The organism is Xanthomonas fragariae, assembly GCF_900183975.1.
Classification (GTDB): Bacteria; Pseudomonadota; Gammaproteobacteria; order Xanthomonadales; family Xanthomonadaceae; genus Xanthomonas; species Xanthomonas fragariae.
The window spans coordinates 2379979-2401970 of sequence record NZ_LT853882.1; the positions used below are offsets into that span (position 1 = coordinate 2379979).

Annotated in this window: 10 protein-coding genes, 1 other RNA gene and 3 pseudogenes; 5 read left to right on the forward strand and 9 right to left on the reverse strand. The window is 62.6% G+C overall.

The genetic code is table 11. From position 1 onward, the window contains the following. Window positions 1-426: 426 nt before the first annotated feature. Entirely contained in the window at window positions 427-1233 is an 807-nt protein-coding gene (locus PD885_RS11075) for an IS5 family transposase (RefSeq protein WP_083215081.1), read from the forward strand. On the opposite strand, the gene PD885_RS20730 is transcribed toward PD885_RS11075, so the two are convergent. The 4 genes from PD885_RS20730 to PD885_RS11090 all read right to left on the reverse strand — a co-directional run bounded on the left by PD885_RS20730 (window position 1184) and on the right by PD885_RS11090 (window position 2440). Continuing rightward, window positions 1184-1369 (reverse strand): hypothetical protein, encoded by a 186-nt coding sequence (locus tag PD885_RS20730; protein ID WP_145954064.1) that lies wholly within the window; start codon window positions 1367-1369, stop codon window positions 1184-1186. The two genes, PD885_RS11075 and PD885_RS20730, sit on opposite strands and share 50 nt — an antisense overlap. A gap of 21 nt (window positions 1370-1390) precedes the next feature. After that, a non-coding RNA gene (locus PD885_RS11080) (sX9 sRNA) lies at window positions 1391-1466 on the reverse strand. Between the two features lie 74 nt (window positions 1467-1540). Further along, window positions 1541-2020, reverse strand: coding sequence for a hypothetical protein (locus PD885_RS11085; RefSeq protein ID WP_052032166.1), 480 nt, complete (start codon window positions 2018-2020; stop codon window positions 1541-1543). 42 nt (window positions 2021-2062) lie between these two features. Further along, a complete protein-coding gene (locus PD885_RS11090; protein ID WP_052032167.1) occupies window positions 2063-2440 on the reverse strand; it encodes a hypothetical protein in 378 nt (125 codons plus the stop codon). 481 nt (window positions 2441-2921) lie between these two features. Between PD885_RS11090 and PD885_RS11095 the strand changes: the two genes are divergently transcribed. Then, on the forward strand, window positions 2922-4289 hold the full coding sequence (locus PD885_RS11095) for an IS5 family transposase (protein ID WP_088056868.1): 1368 nt from the start codon (window positions 2922-2924) through the stop codon (window positions 4287-4289). A 22-nt stretch (window positions 4290-4311) separates the two neighbouring features. On the opposite strand, the pseudogene PD885_RS11100 reads toward PD885_RS11095, so the two are convergent. The 4 genes and pseudogenes from PD885_RS11100 to PD885_RS21725 form a co-directional block, all read right to left on the reverse strand. Continuing rightward, window positions 4312-4539 (reverse strand): annotated as a pseudogene (locus PD885_RS11100) (sorbosone dehydrogenase family protein); the annotation flags it as partial. Next, window positions 4536-4813: pseudogene (locus PD885_RS11105) on the reverse strand (hypothetical protein). The pseudogenes PD885_RS11100 and PD885_RS11105, both read right to left, overlap by 4 nt. Window positions 4814-5029: 216 nt before the next feature. After that, entirely contained in the window at window positions 5030-5251 is a 222-nt protein-coding gene (locus tag PD885_RS21720; protein WP_197685824.1) for a hypothetical protein, read from the reverse strand. Between the two features lie 17 nt (window positions 5252-5268). After that, entirely contained in the window at window positions 5269-5925 is a 657-nt protein-coding gene (locus PD885_RS21725; protein WP_197685831.1) for an alcohol dehydrogenase catalytic domain-containing protein, read from the reverse strand. Between the two features lie 190 nt (window positions 5926-6115). On the opposite strand from PD885_RS21725, the gene xopAD reads away from it, so the two are divergent. Further along, window positions 6116-15427 carry a XopAD/skwp family type III secretion system effector gene (xopAD, locus tag PD885_RS21425; RefSeq protein ID WP_088056869.1) on the forward strand — a complete coding sequence of 3104 codons (9312 nt, stop codon included), beginning with the start codon at window positions 6116-6118 and terminating at the stop codon, window positions 15425-15427. Between the two features lie 966 nt (window positions 15428-16393). On the opposite strand, the gene PD885_RS11120 is transcribed toward xopAD, so the two are convergent. Beyond that, a protein-coding gene (locus PD885_RS11120; protein WP_088056870.1) for an IS5 family transposase occupies window positions 16394-17168 on the reverse strand; the annotation gives its coding sequence in 2 pieces (ribosomal slippage) (window positions 16394-16862 and window positions 16861-17168; 777 coding nt in all). Window positions 17169-17372: 204 nt separating this feature from the next. On the opposite strand from PD885_RS11120, the pseudogene PD885_RS11125 reads away from it, so the two are divergent. Continuing rightward, window positions 17373-18739, forward strand: a pseudogene (locus tag PD885_RS11125) (IS5 family transposase). 425 nt (window positions 18740-19164) lie between these two features. Continuing rightward, window positions 19165-21885 (forward strand): S8 family serine peptidase, encoded by a 2721-nt coding sequence (locus PD885_RS11130; protein ID WP_002813560.1) that lies wholly within the window; start codon window positions 19165-19167, stop codon window positions 21883-21885. The last annotated feature ends 107 nt before the right edge of the window (window positions 21886-21992 follow it).

The following is a 21992-nucleotide window of genomic DNA, read 5'->3' on the forward strand; positions in this document are numbered from 1 at the left end:
CCCGCCAGCCACTTCACCGGCAGCATGGTCGAGATAGCGGTTGTGCGGCGTCTCGCGCGCGGTTTCCGCCCACCGCCGCGTCGCGGCCAGGTTGTCGCTGATCTGCCGATCGGTCCACGCTAGCGCTTGGCCTGCACGTGCCGATTCATCCCGCGCAGCAGCGCCCATCGGTTCTTCCACATAACGCTCGTAGTCTCGCTCGACCCACGATTCACCGACATTGGCCACATCCAGCGCCGCATCGAACCGCTTCGCATCGGAGGCGGGCAACCGACTGGAAATGGCCTCGATCAACGAACCCACCTGCGCTCTGCCGCGCGCATCGGCATAGACAGGCGAACTCACGATCGCGGCGACCACACCCCGCGCATCCAGGCCGTCTAGAGCGTGTTATGAACTTTGCCCTTGTCACGCTAACGTATACGGATGAAGCCTCGTAAGCCTTATTCCACCGATATTTCGGACGAAGAATGGGCCTTTGCGGCTCCCTATTTGACGCTGATGGATGTGCAGGCACCGCAGCGCAAGTATGAGCTACGCGCGATGTTCAACGCACTGCGGTGGATCGCGCGCGCCGGCGCACCATGGCGATTGCTTCCCAACGATTTTCCGCCCTGGGAAGCGGTGTATCAGCAAACACAGCGCTGGCTGCAAGCGGGCTGCTTTGAGGCCATGGTCAGTGATCTACGCTCACTCTTGCGTGTGGCGCAAGGGAAAAAAGGCCAGCCGAGCGCGGTCATTTTCGATGCTCGCACGCTGCAGTCCACCTGCGAAAGCGGGCCGCGTGCTGGATACGATGGCTATAAACGCAAGAAAGGCAGCAAGGTACACATGGCCGTCGATACGCTTGGACATCTGCTCGCTGTCCAGGTGACGCCGGCTAATGAGCAGGAGCGCGCGCAAGTCCGATCGTTGGCACAAGAGGTACAACACGTGACCGGTGAAACGGTCAAGATCGCCTTTGTTGATCAGGGCTACACCGGTCAAGAACCGGCGCAGGCGGCCACGGAAGAAGGCATTGAGTTGCACGTGATCAAGCTGCAAGAAGCGAAAAAAGGCTTTGTCTTGCTGCCGCGCCGTTGGGTTGTCGAGCGCAGCTTCGGATGGGCCAATCGTTTCAGACAGCTGGCACGCGACCACGAGCGATTGCCGGAAACCTTGGCCGGTTTGCACTTCGTCGTCTTCACGATCCTGATGCTTGGAAATGCAGCCACCCTCTTTCAAAGTTCATAACACGCTCTAAGGTCTGATGCGCTTTCATCAACCGGTAGCCCTGATACGCGGTGAGATCCACCTGTCCGGTCGCGTCGGTGGCTTGCGCCAGCGCAGCCAGATCGGATGTGCGGATCGAGCGGGTCGTGTCGTGCATGTCCAGGTCCTTATTTAGAGCGGCTAACAAAACGTAGCGAGCAGTCGCCAGGTGGGTGCGGACGGCGCAGAGGAAACGCAGTGTACGATTGGTACATGCCGATTCCAGGCACCGGCCCCGCCCGTTTGACGGTGAGCGTAGTCGTTTTGTTAGCCACTCTTAATGGGTGGTCTAACGGAACTGCGGGTAATCCTCGATCAGGCGCGCTTCCACGGCAGCGGCCAGCGGATGCGATTCCACAGCGGTGAGATCGCGCACGAACGCCCACGGCGTATCGATCAACAGATGGTCGATTGCGAACTCCGGCAGACCTTTTCGACGACGCAGTGCCTGGACGGCAAGAAGTTCTGCGGGAAAGACTCGATCCAGGGTTTCTTCAAACTCGTACTTGGTCCGATCCGTACCGTCCTTGCTGCGCGTGATATGGAAGTCGGCCGCTTTCTGCATTACCGACCTGAACACGTCCTCCTCTTCGCTATGCCAATGATCCAGCACCGCTTGATACTCCGGGATGAGCTCTACCGGCGCAACGAAATCAGTTTCCATCTTGAATGCCTGGGAAAACAGCCCGACCAGAAAGGCGTCGCTGGTGCCATGCTTGATTCTGCGCATTTCGTGTAGTGTGTTAAGGCGCTGGTCTTTTTCGGCCATCTCGATAAACAGTTGCGCACAGGTCTCGGCGTTATCCCACCACTACAGCATGGCCGGGCCTGCAGCCTTCATGCCGTCTGAAAATTCTGCAGGCCAGTTTCCCAAGTCATGGCGCATGTCGCTATACATGCCGTCCCAACGAAAAACCAAAGCGCGCAAGTAGACTGCGTGTTGGAGTGAACGAGTAAGCGCCTCCACATCAGAGCGAAGAAACGCATCAGCGCTGGCAAGGTCGTAGTAATGCGCAAGACGACTGAGATGTATCCCTGCCTTGGGGTCCAACGGCCCCGCAGCGTCCAGAAATTTCTGCACAGCGGCAGAGTAACGCTCGTACTCGCCATTCTGTCGAGAGTCTTCCAGCCACTCCTGGCACTCCACTGCCAGTTTCTTTTTCAAAGAAGGATCAGGGGTAATTTGCATGAAGTAATGAAATCCTTGTTATGGCGATCCAGGCATGCCGAGATATTTTCAGCAACGACATCGCTTATGCGAAACAGGCGTTTTTATACACAGCTTTCGGCTTGCTCAGGTCAATTATTTAACGGAACTGCGGGTAATCCTCGATCAGGCGTGCTTCAACGGCAGCCGCCAGCGGATGCGGTTCCACAGGGGGGAGATCACGCACCAACGTCCACGGCGTATCGATCAATAGATGGTCGATTGCGAACTCCGGCAGACCTTTTCGACGGCGCAGTGGCTGGACGAGGCGAAGCTCTGCGGGAAAGACCCGATTGACGAGCTGACGACCATGGCGAAAAAAGGGCCTTCTAGTCGCACAGTAGAGAGTCGCCCCTGAAAAACCCCAACCACCCAACGACCGCAAGGCCTTGATGTCTGCACCGGCGTGCCAAAACTACCGGTGTTCGCTACGCTGAAGGCTGGTTTCTTGCAATTTTCAGTCATGCGTACACGCCGTCCTGCTGCCGAAGACATGCCTGCCGACGAGTTGTTTCGTTCGCGGCTGGAGAACCAGATCGATCTGCGTCATCCGCTGGCGCGACTGAGCCAACAGATGCCGTGGGCGGCGTTGGAGCAAGCACTTTCATCGCGCTTGCCGGCCACCCAGGCCGGTGGCGGTCGGCCGGCATTGCCGGTGCGGCTGATTGCCGGTTTGCTCTACCTCAAACACGCCTACGACCTGTCCGATGAAGCGGTGTGCGAGCGCTGGCTGGAGAATCCGTACTGGCAGTTCTTCACTGGCGAGGTCGTGTTCCAGACGCGTTTGCCGTGCGATGCCAGCTCGCTGACGCGCTGGCGGCAGCGCCTGGGTGAGGCCGGGATGGAAGAGCTGCTGGCGCACACCATCAACGCCGCGCATGCGATGCAGGCGGTGGACGCACGCGAGTTGTCGCGGGTGATCGTGGACACCACGGTGCAGGAAAAGGCGATCGCCTATCCGACCGACAGCCGTTTGCTGGAGGTGGCACGCAAGAAGCTGGTGTTACTGGCCAAGCGGCACGGCATCGGATTGCGGCAGAGCTACGCGCGGCAAGGCCCGGCCCTGAGCCGCAAGGCAGGTCGGTATGCGCATGCGCGCCAGTTCAAGCGGATGCGGCGCGTGCTGCGACGTCAACGCACAGTGCTGGGACGGCTCGTGCGCGACATCCAACGCAAACTCGATCAGGTAAACACCGGCGTGCGCGAGCGCATCGCTGTCTGGCTGGAACGTGCGCAACGGCTGTACACGCAGCGTCCGAAGGACAAACAAAAACTGTACGCATTGCATGCCTCGGAAGTGGAATGCATTGGCAAGGGCAAGGCGCGTCAAGCGTACGAATTCGGCGTCAAGGTCGGCATTGCGGTCACCGCCTGCAAGGGATTGGTCGTGGGTGCGCGCAGCTTCCCGGGCAACCCGTACGACGGCGATACCTTGGCCGAGCAGCTGGAGCAGACACGCGGGTTGCTGCAGGATGTGAGCGTAGAACCGACGGTGGCGATCGTGGACCTGGGCGATCGCGGGCGCGAGGTCGATGGCGTGCAGGTCCTGCATCGCGGCAAGGCCAAGACGCTGACGCGACGGCAATGGCGCTGGATCAAGCGACGGCAGGCGGTGGAGCCGGTGATCGGACATCTGAAAGACGACTGCCGGTTGCGTCGCTGCAGGCTGAAAGGTGCCCAAGGCGATGCGCTGCACGTGCTCGGCTGCGCGGCCGGCTACAACCTGCGTTGGCTGCTGCGCTGGATCGCGTTTTTGCGTGCCTGGATGCGGGCGATGGGGTGGTCATCCTTGAGCGCCGTGCCGCTGTCACCGACGGCACTTTGCGCTTAAAGGGGATTTTTCAGGGGCGACTACCTAGATCGGTGGCAATCGCAGTGATCCGGTAGCCTGCGGGCACGGTCGGCTTACGCTCATTCCACGCGGCCGGCTCGGCGATGGTCATGTCGGGCAATAAGCCACGATCGGGCGTAGGCAGTTCTGGCGTTGCACCGTGCTGATTGAGCTCAGGTGCCTTACCGCATGCGGCCAATGCTGCGGCAAGGATGGAGCCCGTGATGAGTGTGGTTGCCTGACGCTTCATCGTGCACCTCCCACGCGCAGAGCGGACAATCCCGCCCAGGTTGCAACCAATGCAAACAGCGTCGCGATCGCCGACAACACCAACGCTGCCGGCATGATGGCCCACGCATCACGAGCGTGATGCAAGGCGTCGAAGAAGTCGACAATCCGAGCGGCGCCAAGTACACGTAATCGTTCATCAGAGCGCCGAGAAACAGCGGCCACACACCACCGAGAACGGCTGCGTGGAACGGGTGGATTGCCCATGTGCGGGCCGGGACGGCAATTGAATTCATAGCGGACTCATTCGGACGATGTTCAAACGTGCCCCGATGCTGCCAGCATGCATGTGATGAGGAACGTGATGTTGGCGCTTACGCCACGGCCGGCTCCAGCGATGTCATGTCGATTACGGAGCGGCGGTAGCGCACATCCGATTGCTGCGTGCATAGGCGTCGTTGATCTGATCCATCCGGATCAGTTCGCAGTCGGGAACTAATGTCTTTCTTGGCTCAGAAATCCAACACCTCCTGGGTTTCGCCGATGCCACCGATCGGCGAGCCGGCAATGCGGCGGCGACCGAGTAACAGCGGCAACGTGTTGGCGCCTTCCATCGGCCCGACCTGGCGGACGATCACCAGCATGGCATCCACGTCGAGCATCGGCAGATACGGATCGAGCTGATGCTCGACCGGGACGGTGTCGATGATCAAAATCGAAACTGGCTTCGTCATCGCTCATCGCTCATCGCTCATTGCATCGGTATCGGTATCGGTATCGGTATCGGTGATACCACCAACGCATCTTCGCGCTTGGATGGGCTGCGGCTGAGTACCGTGACGTCGGCGCCCATGCCGGCGGCGAGTTTGACCGCCATATGCCCTAGCCCGCCCAGCCCGATCACGCCGACGCGGCTGCCGGAGCCGACATTCCAGATGCGCAACAGCGAATAGCTGGTGATGCTCGCGCACAGCAGCGGCGCTGCGCGCGCCACGTCAAGTCCCTTGGGGATCTGCAGGCAGAACTCTTCGCGCACGACCAGATGTTTGGAATAGCCACCCTGGGTAGTTTCGCCGGTGATGCGGTCCCGGCCAGCGTAAGTGCCGGTATTGCCCTCGCGGCACAACTGTTCTTCGCCGCGGCGCCATTGATCGCACTGCTGACAGCTGTCGACCATACATCCCACCGCGACATGGTCGCCAACGCGATAGCGCGAGACCTCCGCACCGACCTCGATCACACGGCCGACAATCTCGTGGCCAGGCACGATCGGGGAGTAGATCCAACCCCAATCGTTGCGCGCGGTGTGCAGGTCGGAGTGGCAGACGCCGCAAATACAGGATTTCCATCGCGACGTCGTGGGGATGAATAAGGGCCGGTAGGATTCGTGTAAAAAAAACAGCCAAATCTAGCCTAACAGACTGAAAAAATATGAATCCCTGCCGACCCTCAGTTTCATCCGGCGCCACGTAGGGAAGCCGATGATCTGTTGTCCGGATAAAATCGGGGGTCGTCACTGCCGATGGGGCGTGGACCGCCCAACCCGCAACGAACGTCGCAAACCGCTGGCAGACGGACCCACTAAATAAGTTGCAGGCATGAAAACCTCCAAAGTCAATCTAAACGCATTGGGCACAAACTGGCCTTTCCCTCGAGAGGACCAGCCCAGGCCGGCCGGGGAGCAGGCTGCAGCCTGCTCCCGCGACAGTCAGTCCACGCTTGGGCGGCCACCGTCCAAACGGCGGCGGGTAGAACAGGATGAGCCTGGGACGGCGACGCAACGCAGGGTTCCTTTGTCCGTAAATGCGCAAACTGGAGCCAGTGGCCGCGCATGGGACAGGCACGCCCAGCAACAGCCAGCCACTCACTCGCACCGGCGCGATGATCCTACCGACCGACGCGGTACCGCGCCCGAGCGACGCCCGGACAGAATGTCCGCTTACGTCGGCGCCTCGTCGTCGCATCGTAGGCCACAACGAGCAACGCATGGTTTGGAGGCGACGGCGGATCTTCGCCTGACTGAGCAAAAGTCCAAACGGGCGGCAGGAAAGCGACCGCGGGAAGAGCGAGAGCCGTATCGGCAGCCAAAGCGGCCAAGGCAGGGCTTGGTGCTGACGACGGCCGATCTTAATCAGGCCGAACATCGGCTCGACTCGGCGGCAAAAAAACGGCTGCAGGCTGAGCGAGAGCGGTATCGGGGACAATTGGAAGCACACAGCCGGATGGATCAGACGCACAATGCTCGCCTGTGCGTCGCCATGGCACGGGACAACGAGCTGGCGCGTCGTATGGATTGCAAGCTGGCCCTGCCCTTCCTGGATAGGAAGTTCAACGAGCAAACCAACGCGAAATGGCTCGACAAATACCTTCAGATGATTGGCAATGCAAAGCCGGCCGCAGAGCTAACGCACAGCGATCTCGATCGTTGCACCGAGCTCGCGGCGCAGTATCTATACAAGACCGAGTGGTTCAACGGTGCATCTCTGAAACAGCTAGCCCATGTAAGCAACAAGCTGAGCAAGCACCCGAACCAGCCAGCGTGCATGGATGCAATCGCGTGGATCGCCAGACAGGTGGAGCAGGCCAATGGTCCATTGGGGCTGGATGGCCACCTATCAGTCCTACTCCTGAACGCCTTCGCCAAGAACACCAATAGCGGCAGGTGCGAACACGCAGTGGCTCGTCTGGCACGTCACCTGCAACGTGGCCACCAGGCCCGGCAGCCTCTGCAAGCGAAGGGCATCGGCCTGGCACTCAATGCCTTCAGCAAGTGGTTCAACAACCCGGATTGCCAGTCCATGGCGCACTCGCTCGCCGAGCTGCTCGCCAGCAACAGCCGCTTGTGTTATGCGATGGATGCGCAGAGCATCGCGAACACGCTCAACGCCCTGAGCAAATGGCCCGACGCGCTGGTCTGCAAAAATGCCGCCAACGCGCTGGCCTCGCGGCTGGCCGACAATGATCCCGATTTGCGCAACGCCCTCAAACCGCAAGAAGTAGCCAACGCGCTCAACGCCCTGAGCAAATGGCCCGACACGCAGGTCTGCAAAGATGTCGCCGACGCGCTGGCCTTGCGGCTGGCCAAGGAGACCAACTTGCGCAAAGACCTCGACTCGCAGGAGGTAGCCAACGCGCTCAACGCCCTGAGCAAATGGCCCGACTCACCGGACTGCGAGAGGGCCGCCAAAGCGTTGGCTGCGCGGCTGGCCGACGACCCCGAGTTGTGCAAAGACTTCTATCCACAAGGCGTGGCCAACGCGTTGAACGCACTGAGCAAATGGCCCGACACGCCGGACTGCAAAGTTGCAGCCACAGCGCTGGCCTTGCGGCTGGCCGACGAGCCCGAGTTGTGCAAAGAATTTTGCCCGCAAGGCGTGGCCAGCGCATTGAACGCCCTGAGCAAATGGCCCGACATGCCGGACTGCGAGAAGGCCGCCCACGCGCTGGCCTGGCGGCTGGCCTACGAGCCAGAGTTGTGCAAAGACCTCGACCAACAAGGCGTTGCCAACGCGTTGAACGCCCTAAGCAAATGGCCCGACTCGCCGGACTGCAAAGATGCCGCCAACGCACTGGCCTCGCGACTGGCCGAAGAACCCGAGTTGTGCAACGCCCTCAAACGGCAATACATCGCCAACGCGCTCAACGCTCTGAGCAAATGGCCTGACATACCGCGCTGCGCCGTCGCCGTTAAGGCGCTGGCCTTGCGGCTGGCCGACGAGCCCGAGTTGCACAAAGACCTCGACCCTCAAGAAGTGGGCATTGCACTGAATGCCCTGAGCAAATGGCTCGACACGCAGGTCTGCAAAGATGTCGCCGACGCGCTGGCCTTGCGGCTGGCCAAGGAGCCCAAATTGCGCAAAGACCTCGACCCGCAAGGCGTGGCCAACGTGCTCAACGCCCTGAGCAAATGGCCCAACACGCAGGTCTGCAAAGATGTCGCCGACGCACTGACCTCGCGACTGGCCGCCGAGCCCGAGTTGCGCAACGGCCTCAAACGGCAACACATCGCCAACGCGCTCAACGCTCTGAGCAAATGGCCTGACACACCGCTCTGTGCTGTTGCCGTTAAGGCGCTGGCCTTGCGGCTGGCTGACGAGCTCCGGCTGGCCGACGAGCCAGGGTCGTGCAACGCCCTCCACCCTATTGACGTGACCCAAGCGCTCAACGCCCTGAGCAAATGGCCCAACACGCAGGTCTGCAAAGATGTCGCCGAAGCGCTGGCCTTGCGGCTGGCCAAGGAGCCCAAATTGCGCAAAGACCTCGACCCGCAAGGCGTGGCCAATGCGCTTAACGCCCTGAGTAAATGGCCAGACACGCAGGTCTGCAAGACCGCTGCCAACGCACTGGCCTTGCGGATGGCCGACGAGCTGCGACTGGCCGACGAGCCAGGGTCGTGCAACGCCCTCCGCCCTATTGACGTGACCCAAGCGCTCAACGCCGTGAGCAAATGGCCCGACACGCCGGACTGCAAGACCGCCGCCGAAGCGCTGGCCTTGCGGCTGGCCAAGGAGTCCAAATTGCGCAAAGACCTCGACCCGCAAGGCGTGGCCAATGCGCTCAACGCACTGAGAAAATGGCCCGACACGCCGGACTGCAAGAAGGCCGCCAACTTATTGATCTTGCGACTGGCCGCCGAGCCCGAGTTGTGCAACGCCCTTAAACCGCAAGAAGTAGCCAGCTTACTCAACGCCCTGAGCAAATGGCTCGACACGCCGGTCTGCAAAGATGTTGCCAACGCACTGATCTCGCGACTGGCCAAAGAGCCCGAGTTGCGCAACGGCCTCAAACGGCAACACATCGCCAACGCGCTCAACGCTCTGAGCAAATGGCCTGACACGCCAGACTGCAAAGATGTCGCCAGCGCGCTGGCCTCGCGGCTGGCCGACGACGATCCCGGTTTGCGCAATGCCCTTAAACCGCAAGGCGTGGCCAACGTGCTCAACGCACTGAGCAAATGGCCCGACACGCCGGACTGCAAGAAGGCCGCCAACGTACTGATCTCGCGACTGGCCAACGAGCCCGAGTTGCGCAACGCCCTCAAACCGCTAGACGTGGCCCACGTGTTGAACGCCCTGGGCAAATGGCCCGACACGCCGTTCTGCAAAGATGTCGCCAACGCACTGACCTCGCGACTGGCCGCCGAGCCCGAGTTGCGCAACGGCCTCAAACGGCAACACATCGCCAACGCGCTCAACGCTCTGAGCAAATGGCCTGACACACCGCTCTGCGCTGTTGTCGTTAAGGCGCTGGCCTTGCGGCTGGCCGACGAGCCAGGGTCGTGCAACGCCCTCCGCCCTATTGACGTGACCCAAGCGCTCAACGCCCTGAGCAAATGGCCCAACACGCCCGACTGCAAGACCGCCGCCAACGCGCTGGCTTCGCGGCTGGCCAAGGAGCCCAAATTGCGCAAAGACCTCGACCCGCAAGGCGTGGCCAATGCGCTCAACGCTCTGAGCAAATGGCCCGACACGCCGGTCTGCAAGACTGCAGCCAGCGAGCTGGCCCCGCGGCTGGCCGACGACGATCCCGGTTTGCGCAACGCCCTCAATCCGCAAGGCGTGGTCAACGTGCTCAACGCCCTGAGCAAATGGCCTGACACGCCAGACTGCAAAGATGCCGCCAACGCTCTGGCCTCGCGGCTGGCCGACGACGATCCCGTTTTGCGCAACGCCCTCAAACCGCTAGACGTGGCCAACGTGTTGAACGCCCTGAGCAAATGGCCCGACACGCCGGACTGCAAGAAGGCCGCCAACGTACTGATCTCGCGACTGGCCAACGAGCCCGAGTTGCGCAAAGACCTCGACCCGCAAGGCGTGGCCAACGTATTCAACGCCCTGAGCAAATGGCCCGACACGCCGGACTGCAAGGCCGCCGCCAGCGAGCTGGCCCCGCGGCTGGCCGACGAAGATTCCGGTCTGCGCAACGCCCTCAATCCGCAAGGCGTGGCCAACGTACTCAACGCCCTGAGCAAATGGCCCGACACGCCGGTCTGCAAGACCGCCGCCAACGTACTGGCCTTGCGGCTGGCCAACGAGCCCGAGTTGCGCAACGCCCTCAAACCGCTAGACGTGGCCCACGTGTTGAACGCCCTGAGCAAATGGCCCGACACGCCGGTCTGCAAAGATGCCGCCAAAGCGCTGGCCGCTCGGCTGGCCGACGACCCCGAGTTGTGCAAAGACTTCTATCCAAAAGGCGTTGCCAACGCGTTGAACGCACTGAGCAAATGGCCCGACACGCCGGACTGCAAGACCGCCGCCAAGGTACTGGCCTCGCGGCTGGCCGACGAGCCCGAGTTGTGCAAAAACCTCGGCCCGCAAGGCGTTGCCAACGTACTCAACGCCCTGAGCAAATGGCCCGACACGCCGGACTGCAAGGCCGCCGCCAGCGAGCTAGCCTCGCGGCTCGACGACGACCCCGGTTTGCGCAACGCCCTCAAACCGATAGACGTGGCCCACGTGTTGAACGCCCTGAGCAAATGGCCCGGCGCGCCGGACTGCAAGGCCGCCGCCACCGCGCTGGCCCCTCGGCTGGCCGACGATGCCGGTTTGCGCAACGCCCTCGACCCGCAACACGTGGCCAACGTGCTCAACGCCCTGAGCAAATGGCCCGACACGCCGGACTGCAAGACCGCCGCCACCGCGCTGGCCTTGCGGCTGGTCGACGACGATTCCGCTTTGTGCAACGCCCTCAACCCGCAAGAAGTGGCCAACGCGCTCAACGCCCTGAGCAAATGGCCCGACACGCCGGACTGCGAGACCGCCACCAGCGCAATGGCCTCGCGGCTGGCCGACGATGCCGGTTTGAGCAACGCTCTGCGCCCTATTGGCGTGACCCAAGCGCTCAACGCTCTGAGCAAATGGCCCGGACGCGCGAGCTGCGAAAAGGCCATCGACGCCTTGGCCAGGCGGCTGGCTGCAGACCACGATATGCGACACGCCCTGGGAGCACAGGACGTGGCCTTGTCGCTCAATGCGCTAAGCAAATCGCTTGGAGGGACGGCCTGTCCCCAGACAGCGTTGCTGCTCGCCGAGCGCTTAGGCTCGACCGAGCTGCTGTGGCAGCAGTTCGAGATGCTTGGGCTCGCCATAGTAGCCAACGCGATGTCCCGTCTGCGGCACCTGGACGATGAACAATTCCAAACCTTGGGTAGCGACAAACTGAAGGCGCTGGCCGGGCACCTGGAGCTGCACCGCGCGCGTTTTGAGTCCGCCTCGGTCTCGGAGATCGGGCTGATCTTCAAGGCCCTTTCATCGACGCAGCTTCAGCGCCAGATGCGTCCGCTGGCGCGACCGGCACTCGAGCGGGTTGCCGCGCTCATGCACGAGGATGGATTACGCGCAACGAACCTCGAGGGGCTAGGCAATCTGTGCATGGGCCTGCTGCCGCTGATCCGCAGTCCGGAGCTGACCCCTCGCCATCGCAGTCACGCCCTGAGCGTATTCAACACGTTGCAGCCGATCGTAGAGCGCAAGATCGCCTTGTACCTCACGGTCGGTGGCTCACCTGCATCGGCTCAGACCGAACAGCACGCCACACGTTGCCCGGCGTTGACGTTCTTCCAGGTGCTCAAGGCCTATGCGGTGGTGAGTCGGCAATGGAAGCCGCGCCACGTCCAAGGCGCGCGCCAGGAACTGCGCCAGCGCCGCGAGCAGCTGGCGCAATGGGTCGACCAGACGCTCGAGCGCACGCGCGAGGCCATCGAGGCGGACCTCGGCGAGATGAGCTGGAACCTGATCGCGCAGATCGAGGCGGGCGACCAGGTGTTCGACGCCCTGGACCGGCGCATGGCCAAGGAGGCGCCAAGGATCGCGCAGGCCCATCCACCGAGCCGCTTCGACCTGGGCGCTGGGCGCCTGGGCATGCGTTCGGCACCCGGCCAGCCCGTCGCGCCGGCACCCGGCACCGGCAGCACGACCCACATCGTGGTCGATCTGCGTGGCAAGCAAGTGTCGACCAACGCGACCGAGACGGACAAGCCTTACTCGCTGTTCACGCGGCTGACGGGCCTGCCGCTGGTGGAGGTTCAGCTGCCGGGATCGATTTCAACGTTCATGCTCGCGCGCACGCTCACCTACCAGGGCCAGCCCTGGCGCTTCGACATGTTCGGCGGCAGCCGCGCCACGCGCGGCCACCTGAGCCGCCCCTCCGACCTGCTGTCCGGCGCATCTGCATCGCCGTCGCTGCTGCCGGCGATCCGCTATGCCGACACCGTCCCGGGCAGCAGCCTGATGAAGCTCATCACCAAGCTCGCCCCGCAGCGCGAGGACTGGTCGCGCATGCAGCGCTCGCTGCTGGAGATGGTGCCAAGCGACCACGTCGTGGAGGGCACGCTGCGCCTGGGCTTTTTCGACGACGTCAGCGGCCCTGCGCACCCATTCAAGCCCACAGCACCCGACGGGCGCCCCCTGGCGCTGTGCCCCAACGATGGCTGCGGCTTTCTGAAGCTGGAGGTGGCCCAGCGCATCCCTGCCTTCCGTGCGTACTTCTCCGCCTGGGAAGCGGTGCAGGCCGGCCGGGCTAGCCAAGCCCAGCGCGACCTTCTGGCCAAGGACAAGGGACCCACGCGGCTGGCACCACAGGCGCTGCAGCACTTCCCACGCGACCAGGCGGCGCTGCAGGAGGCGCACGAAGCGATGCAGCGCCGGCTGCAGGCGCTGCCGCCCGAGCTGAGCCAACTGGTGCTGTACGAGCTGGCCACCAGCGGCGGCTACGAGGGCCAGAGAGTCCGGGCGGTGCCCTCCGCCGACAACCAGGTGCACCTGCCGCGCGAGCGCAGCCAGGCCTTCGACGCCGCCGGCGGCGCCTTGCTGATCGGCAAGCCGCCTTACGACAAGGAGAACCTGCTGCCGGTGCCGCAGGAGTATGTCGCTACCGCGGCGCAAGGCGATGCCACGGCCGAATTCCTCTCGCAGTGCTTCGGCATCCAGTACAGCTACACCGGCTTCGACGACAGCGCGGGCGACGCTGCTGGCAGCGACCCGGCGATGCTGCACAGCAAGGGCATGCTCATCGTAGTGCCGGCGCAGAACTGGCCGGCGCAGTTCGCGGACGTGGACCTGGCCTGCTCCAAGGAAGATCTCAAAACCCTGTCGCGCTGGACCGCCGGACGCGACCGCAGTGCCGTGCCGCAGGACATGCTCAGCACCGGCAGCCTGCGGCTCAAGGACATCGTGGAACCCGGGCGTATGGGCGCACTGCCGATCCCGGAGCTGCGCAAGCGCAACATGGACACCGACGGTGACGATGCGTTCGTGTACGCGGGCTACCCCAGGCTGGCGGAGCTGATCGCGCGCGAGATGGACGATCGTGCGGCGCGGCGCGGCCAGCCACGCTCTTTCAAGCCGCCGAAGACGGCCACGCCGGCCATCGACCCAGACAGCGGCCACTACCAGGCCGGGCGGCTGTCCGAGATCATGTCGCTGCAGCGTGGCGGCCAGATCATGGGCGCGGCCAGCACCCTGGCGGCGCGCTTCATGGCGCAGCCCGACCAGCTGCGCAAGGCGATGGCGCGCAAGATGATGTTCGGTACGTACGACGGCATCGAGCGCGACCTGCGCAACGGCTTGCGCCAGGTACTCGACGGCGAGACCACAGATCGCGAGGTGTTGTTGGCGCAACTGCGCGCCCAGGCGCACGAAGCGATCAGCCGCGCCCACATGCCCGAGGCGCGTGAAGTGGCCGAACTGCTGCACGCGCAGCTGCTTGAGCTCGAACTGGCAACGGCTCGCTCAGCCGAGGCGCCAGGCTTGCCCGACGCACTGGCTTCAGCCGAGGCGCCAGGCCTGCCCGACGCGCCGGCTTCAGCCGAGACGCCGCGCCTGCCCGACGCGCTGGCTGAGGCGTTCCCAACGCTCGCCCGGGCCTACATGGCTGCGCCTGATGCCGACGCACGTCTGCGCGCCATCCTCGACAACTACCCGGTGTGCCTGTTATCGCACGCACAGTTCCCGGAGGGGCAACCGGGGTTCATCCCCAACGAGCCGGAACTGAGCATGCGCAACCTCTTCACCATCGCCATCAAGGTGGGCACCGATGCGCTGAAATCCGACACCGGCACAGCGCTGTTCGCCAAGATCGTGGAGTCTTGCGAACGCTCCGAGCGAGCGTTCGCCGAGCGGGTACGCAGCGTGCCCTACGGCAAGACGACTGCCCGGGCCATGCACGAGGGCCGCTTCGACGCCGAGCAGACCAAGGTGCTGCTGCAGAACATGCCGACGATGGCGGCGGGCGTCATGCAAGACGCGCTGCACTCGCTGCAGCAGGCAGGCCTGATCGACCCGCCGCCCCCGCCGGCCGAGCGCCTGCGCGCCGTGCAGCACGAGGACATCGTGCGTGCGGCCGAGGCCCTGCGGACACGCGCCGGCGAGATGGAGCCCGTGATCACCAAAATGCTGATCGGCGCCGCCAAGCTCCATGGTGGGCACCTGGAGGGAATGGGCCATAAATTCAAATCGACCGGCTCGCTGACGGAAAAATTCGAGCGGCAGATTGCTTTGAAACACAAGACCCTGGAAGAAGCGGCCGCTGGCATCAACGACGCGCTGCGCTACAGCGTGGTGTTGGAGCCGCAGCACTTCACCGCCGGCCTGCGCGGCGTGCTGGCCTTGCTGGACAATCAAGGCCATGTGCGCGTCAAGCTGCTCAACCTGTTCACGCGGCAGCGGCAGGCATTCAAGGCAGTCAACGTCACGCTGCGCAGCCCGGAAGGCGCGCTGTGGGAGATCCAGTTCCACACGCCGGACACCTTCAAGCTCAAGGAGAAATTCCACGACGTGTACAAGGAAAGCTTTGCGCTGCAGCTTAAGAGCGCCTCACAGGTCGATCAGCACCAACTGCAGGCGTCTGCGCAGACGGCCTTCAGCGGCGTGAATGCGCCGCCGGGCTGCGAGGAGATCGACGATTGGGAATAGCCCTGCCTTTGGCGCGGCGCACGCCGCAGTAGGAGCGGCGTGAGGCGCAGTGGAACGGCAAAGCGGTCTGTGTCCAGGACCCACTAGGCGGAGGGTCGGCAGTGAAGTCCAAGAAATCGAGAGGAATGCCTTTAGCAGTCAATCGGTTGCCTACGAATTGTCTGTTTTTTGCACGAATCCCTGCCGACCCTCGGAATGGGATGGCGTGTGCACGTGGGCGGGAACGGTTGGCCGGACAACGCGTCCAGGCGACGGGCCCTGGCCAATCAAGCGCGTCGGAACGGATGCGCTTGTGAGCGCGCTTCATCAATCCGTGTGTAGCGCGAACCGGCAATCAGCGCCGCGTGTGCTGCATGCGCAGTTGGCGACGGCCATGACACACACCTAACGCGAGCATACGTCGGTAGAGGCCTTTTGCATGCGCGCCTGGCTTGCATCGGTATGTTTGGAACACCACGCCGTTATAGAGCGCTCTATGCCTCATAGCTCAACGCCGCCACGCCGCGCTGGCTCTTGAAACGATCGGCCCACATGGTCAGGATTGATTCCACGCCCGGCCGTTCAAATCGCATTGAATAACCCAACGAGTGCTGGCCGGCTGCGACCACCTCTAGTTGTCATGCGTGCAGCATGCTCTTTTCCAAAGTCCCGAAAGTCGAATTAATTCGTGGATAATTAATTTGCGTCATCGCAATACCAGAAGCGATGAATGACGCACAACGCACAACGCGCAGTAGCGCTCAAGCTCGCTTAGCGTAACGCTCCATGTAAATACCAGGAACCCGGAACGGGGAGGCGCGAATATACATGGCCGTTTTATATAAGAAAGGGCAACCAGCTGCTCATACGGCAGAGTCCGTTAGAACGACTAAATTACGCTTGAATTCGCTACAAAATGTGAGAGATTTCCCTAAATCCGGGACAGGACTCCCTGATTCCATGGGAATTTAATCGCATTTAGAGCGGCTAACAAAACCCAGGAAGAAGCCGTAAGCAGATGATGGAGCAAGCAAGCGAGAGCAACGCCAAGTGGAGATCGATGCGGCGTTCAAAGCGGATGCGCAGTTTGCCCATGCCTGCGAACCAGGCATGGGTGCGCTCGACGACCCAGCGATGGCGGCCCAACCGGTCGTTGCGCGCGATCCCCTTGCGTGCGATCCGCGCAATGATGCCGCGCTGCTTGAGGAAGGCGCGACAGCGGTCGATGTCGTAAGCCTTGTCGGCGTGCAATTTGTCTGGCCAACGTCGCGGGCGCCCTGGTTTGCCACCAATTGGCGGCAAGGCGTCGATCAACTCCTCGAACACGACCGAGTCGTGCCGATTGGCGCCGGTGACGCACACCGCCAAGGGGATGCCGTTGCGATCGACGATCAGATGCCGTTTGCTGCCGAGTTTGCCGCGATCGGTCGGGTTCGGCCCGGTGTATGGGCCCCCGGGGGGAGGCTACGCTAGCGGCGTCCAGACCAGCTCGGCTCAGGTCCAGCGTCTGAGCGCGACATAGCTCGGCCAGCAACACCTGATGCAGACGATGCCACACACCGGCGGCCTGCCAATCACGCAACCGACGCCAGCAGGTCATGCCGCTGCCGTAGCCCAGCTCCATAGGCAGGTCTTCCCACGGCACGCCCGTGCGCAGGACATAGACGATGCCGTTGAGGGCTTGCTGATCACTGATACGCGGCCGTCCACCTTTGGGCGAACACTTCACTTGCGGAATCAGTGGCTCGATGCGCTTCCACAGCGCAAATGGGAATCTCTTTGCGACGTGTCATGTCCGCAATTTTGCCACCGGCGAGACAAGATTCAAGGGGTTTTGTTAGACGCTCTTAGTCGCCCCTGAAAAACCCCAACCACCCAACGACCGCAAGGCCTTGATGTCTTCTCCGGCGTGCCAGAACTACCAGTGTTCGCTACGCTGAAGGCTGGTTTCTTGCAATTTCCGCCCATGCGTACACGCCGTCCTGCTGCCGAGACAGACCCGCCGATGAGTTGTTTCGTTCGCGGCTGGAGAACCAGATCGATCTGCGTCATCCGCTGACGCGGCTGAGCCAACAGATGCCGTGGGCGGCGTTGGAGCAAGCACTTTCATCGCGCTTGCCGGCCACCCAGGCCGGTGGCGGTCGGCCGGCATTGCCGGTGCGGCTGATTGCCGGTTTGCTCTACCTCAAACACGCCTACGACCTGTCCGATGAAGCGGTGTGCGAGCGCTGGCTGGAGAATCCGTACTGGCAGTTCTTCACTGGCGAGGTCGTGTTCCAGACGTGTTTGCCGTGCGATGCCAGCTCGCTGACGCGCTGGCGGCAGCGCCTGGGTGAGGCCGGGATGGAAGAGCTGCTGGCGCACACCATCAACGCCGCGCATGCGATGCAAGCGGTGGACGCACGCGAGTTGTCGCGGGTGATCGTGGACACTACGGTGCAGGAAAAGGCGATCGCCTATCCGACCGACAGCCGTTTGCTGGAGGTGGCACGCAAGAAGCTGGTGTTACTGGCCAAGCGGCACGGCATCGGATTGCGGCAGAGCTACGCGCGGCAAGGCCCGGCCCTGAGCCGCAAGGCAGGTCGGTATGCGCATGCGCGCCAGTTCAAGCGGATGCGGCGCGTCCTGCGACGTCAACGCACAGTGCTGGGACGGCTCGTGCGCGACATCCAACGCAAACTCGATCAGGTAAACACCGGCGTGCGCGAGCGCATCGCTGTCTGGCTGGAACGTGCGCAACGGCTGTACACGCAGCGTCTGAAGGACAAACAAAAACTCTACGCATTGCACGCCCCGGAAGTGGAATGCATCGGCAAGGGCAAGGCGCGTCAAGCGTACGAATTCGGCGTCAAGGTCGGCATTGCGGTCACCGCCTGCAAGGGATTGGTCGTGGGTGCGCGCAGCTTCCCGGGCAACCCGTACGACGGCGATACCTTGGCCGAGCAGCTGGAGCAGACACGCGGGTTGCTGCAGGATGTGAGCGTAGAACCGACGGTGGCGATCGTGGACCTGGGCGATCGCGGGCGCGAGGTCGATGGCGTGCAGGTCCTGCATCGCGGCAAGGCCAAGACGCTGACGCGACGGCAATGGCGCTGGATCAAGCGACGGCAGGCGGTGGAGCCGGTGATCGGACATCTGAAAGATGACTGCCGGTTGCGTCGCTGCAGGCTGAAAGGTGCCCAAGGCGATGCGCTGCACGTGCTCGGCTGCGCCGCCGGCTACAACCTGCGCTGGCTGCTGCGCTGGATCGCGTTTTTGCGTGCCTGGATGCGGGCGATGAGATGGTCATCCTTGAGCACCGTGCCGCTGTCACCGACGGCACTTGGCGCTTGAAGGGGATTTTTCAGGGACGACCATTTAGGATTTCCACCCTGTGAGAAACGTGATTGATAATTGTAGAGTTCGCTATCACATCTTTCTGTTGCCGGACCTGTTGAGGGCTTTCTAAGCTGATCTGGCTATGGATTAAATTGCAAACGCCTATGGATTGAATTTTTTGCTGAAGAGCAACTGTCCATTCATATTTTAGAGTTTTTGGATAGCGCCGTTATTCAATCTCGCAAGCAATAATTGATCCATAGAAATATTTTCCGCGCTAACCTTAGGGCATCTCTGAGGAGATTTAGTCACGCCGGCTAAAGTAAATAACGTGTGAAATAAAATGCCTCGCTGGCAATCGCCGATGCTAGGGCCCTCTGCGCCAATTTTGAATATCCAGCTGTAGCGGCGCGCCAAATAAACCGGAATTGACTAAATTTATGAATCGCTCGCTACTCGCAACCACCATCGCATCCTGCCTCGTCCTGACCGCTTGTGGCGGCGGTGGCGGCGGCAACGTCCGCAGCGACGCGCCACAGACCACCGTGATCGCGCCGGCTCCGATCACACCTGCACCTACGATTCCGACCACGCCGGTTACGACGCCTGCGCCGCCTCGCTACCAGGGCGTGGGCAGCAATCTGCTGGTGTCGACCAATGCCGATCTAGCGCAACAGGCCGGTGCCAGGGGCCAGGGCGTGAAGCTGGCAGTGCTGGACGACAACCTGGTCACCAGCTACGCGCCGCTTGCTGGCAAGGTCGATGGATTTACCGATTACACAGCCAGTCCAGGCACGCCCGAGTCGTCGTCCAATGCCTTGCGCGGCCACGGCACGGTGGTCTCGGCACTGGTGCTGGGTTCGGCACAGGAAGGCTTCGCCGGTGGCATAGCCCCGGACGCAGACCTGTTCTATGCGCGCATCTGTGCCGAAGATTCCTGCGGCACGCAGCAGACCCGCAGCGCAGCGGTGGATCTGGCGGCAGCCGGCGTGCGGATTGCCAACTTGTCGATCGGTGCCTCGTATGCGGATGCGGCCAGCAGTGCGAACGCTGCATTGGCGTGGAAATACGCGCTGACCCCGCTGGTGCAGGCCGATGCATTGATCGTGGCTTCCACCGGCAATGAGGGCGCGGCCGAAGCCTCTTACCCGGCGGCGGCGCCGGTGCAGGAAGCCAGCCTACGCAACAACTGGCTGGCCGTAGGCGCGATCAATATCGACAGCGCCGGCAATGCGGCCGGTTTGACCAGCTATTCCAACCATTGCGGCGCCGCTGCGCAGTGGTGCCTAGTGGCACCGGGCAGCTACACCGTGCCGGCCCTGGCGGGTACCGAGTTTCAGGGCCAGATCGCCGGCACCTCGTTCTCCACTGCCGCAGTGAGCGGCGTCGCGGCGCAGGTACTGGGCGTGTATCCGTGGATGAGCGCCTCCAACCTGCAGCAGACCTTGCTGACCACTGCGACCGATCTGGGCGACCCAGGCGTGGATGCGCTGTACGGCTGGGGCCTGGTCAATGCGGCCAAGGCGATCAAGGGTCCGGGGCAGTTTGCCAGCGCTTGGTCGGCCAACGTCGGCGCTGGCTATGACAGCACCTTCAGCAACGATATCTCCGGCACGGGCGATCTGACCAAGAGCGGCGCCGGCAAGCTCACGCTGAGCGGCAACAACACTTACACCGGCGGAACCAGCGTCAGCGACGGCGTGCTTGCACTGTCCGGCAGCCTGCGCTCTGACGTCACCGTGCTCAACTCTGCTACGTTCGAATCGCGCGGCGGCGTCATCAACGGTAATTACAGCCTGGTCAACACCACCGGTACCACCGCTCTCGAATTGGGCAAGGGCTTGATCGTCACCGGCCAAGCCAGCTTGAAGGGCAACCTGCTATTACTGCCGGAAGCGGCTGGCTACAGCGTCGGCAGCAGCGAGAAAATCGTCAAGGCCGGCAACCTGCAGGGCACCTTCGACAACGTGCAGTACGCTAACAACTTCTTCTGGACCGCTGCACTGGCCTACGACCCAACCACCGTCACCGCAACGCTGACCCGCAATTCCTCAGCTGCCAGCGCGCAAGCAGCAGGTGCCCCGCAGTCGGTGGTCAACGGTGCGACGCAGGCCGATATGCTGGTCAAGGTGTTGGATACGCGTGTGGCCTCGGGCGATACCGACAATCTGGGCGGCTTGATCAGCGCCACCGGTTCGCTGCTGGCGGCTTCCGACGCTCAGGTTGCCGCATCGCTGCCGACCCTGGCTGGCCAGGTGCATGGTATCGAGCGCACGCTGGGCTTCCAGTCCGCACTCAACGATGCGCGTGTTGCTGCCGATCGCCTGCCCTACCTAGCTGACACAACCACGCTGACCACCTGGATGCAGGGCAGCTACCTGGATGGTGACCTCAGCCGTACTGGCTTCGACTCGGCCGATTACACCCAGCAAGCGACAACCGTCGGTGTTGATCTGCCGATGGGCAGCGCCGGCACGATTGTCGGTGCGTCTCTGACCTCCGGTCAGGACCGCGCAAACATCGCCGCATCGGCCAGCCGCCTGCGCTCGGACCGCTATGCAATGACTGCGTATCTGTATCAGCCGGTCGGTCGGGCGTATGTGTCGGGGATCGGTTCGTACGGCATGAGCAACGTGGAAACCGAACGCACTGTGCAGGCCGGCAGCATCGGCGAGCGCTTGCAGGATCGTCGCCACGACACCAACTGGTCGCTGCGCGCTGAAGTCGGTCTGATGCCGCACGCGGGTCTTTCGCCGTTCGTCGCCGCAGGTGTGGTCAGCCAGACCCAGGATGCCTTCAGTGAAGCATCGGTCACTGGTCTGGGCTTGAGCGCCAACAGCGATACGCTGCGCGCCGGTTACGGTGAAGTGGGTGTGCGCGGTCATCTGGCACGCGGCAAGTGGGGCTTCGATGGCTTGATCGCCTACCGCTCGCTGCTTGGCAACCCGAACTCCGACTTCACCGCGTGGTTCACCGGTCTGCCGGAAGCGCGCTTCAACGTTTCCGGCGAGCCGGTGTCCAAGCAGTCGGTGCGTGCTTCGGTCGGCGTGCGTTACCAGCTCAACGATGCGTTCTCCATCTACGGCAATGTGGGCGCCGAGCGCGGTCGTTCGGATGCCAACAGCATCAACGCCAATGTCGGTTTGCGCTGGCAGTTCTGATTGCGCTTGATTCGGAGGTCATGTATCGGGTGATCGAGTGAATGAAAGGCACTGGCATGCCCCGGGCCTTTTTATTCTTTACGTTGGAACGGGAACCTGATTGCAGG

Coding starts and splice junctions, on each gene's coding strand:
- PD885_RS11075 (WP_083215081.1), top strand. CDS start 427: ATGAAGCCTCGTAAGCCTTATTCCACCGATATTTCGGACGAAGAATGG.
- PD885_RS20730 (WP_145954064.1), bottom strand. CDS start 1,369: ATGCACGACACGACCCGCTCGATCCGCACATCCGATCTGGCTGCGCTG.
- PD885_RS11085 (WP_052032166.1), bottom strand. CDS start 2,020: ATGGCCGAAAAAGACCAGCGCCTTAACACACTACACGAAATGCGCAGA.
- PD885_RS11090 (WP_052032167.1), bottom strand. CDS start 2,440: ATGCAAATTACCCCTGATCCTTCTTTGAAAAAGAAACTGGCAGTGGAG.
- PD885_RS11095 (WP_088056868.1), top strand. CDS start 2,922: ATGCGTACACGCCGTCCTGCTGCCGAAGACATGCCTGCCGACGAGTTG.
- PD885_RS21720 (WP_197685824.1), bottom strand. CDS start 5,251: ATGACGAAGCCAGTTTCGATTTTGATCATCGACACCGTCCCGGTCGAG.
- xopAD (WP_088056869.1), top strand. CDS start 6,116: ATGAAAACCTCCAAAGTCAATCTAAACGCATTGGGCACAAACTGGCCT.
- PD885_RS11130 (WP_002813560.1), top strand. CDS start 19,165: ATGAATCGCTCGCTACTCGCAACCACCATCGCATCCTGCCTCGTCCTG.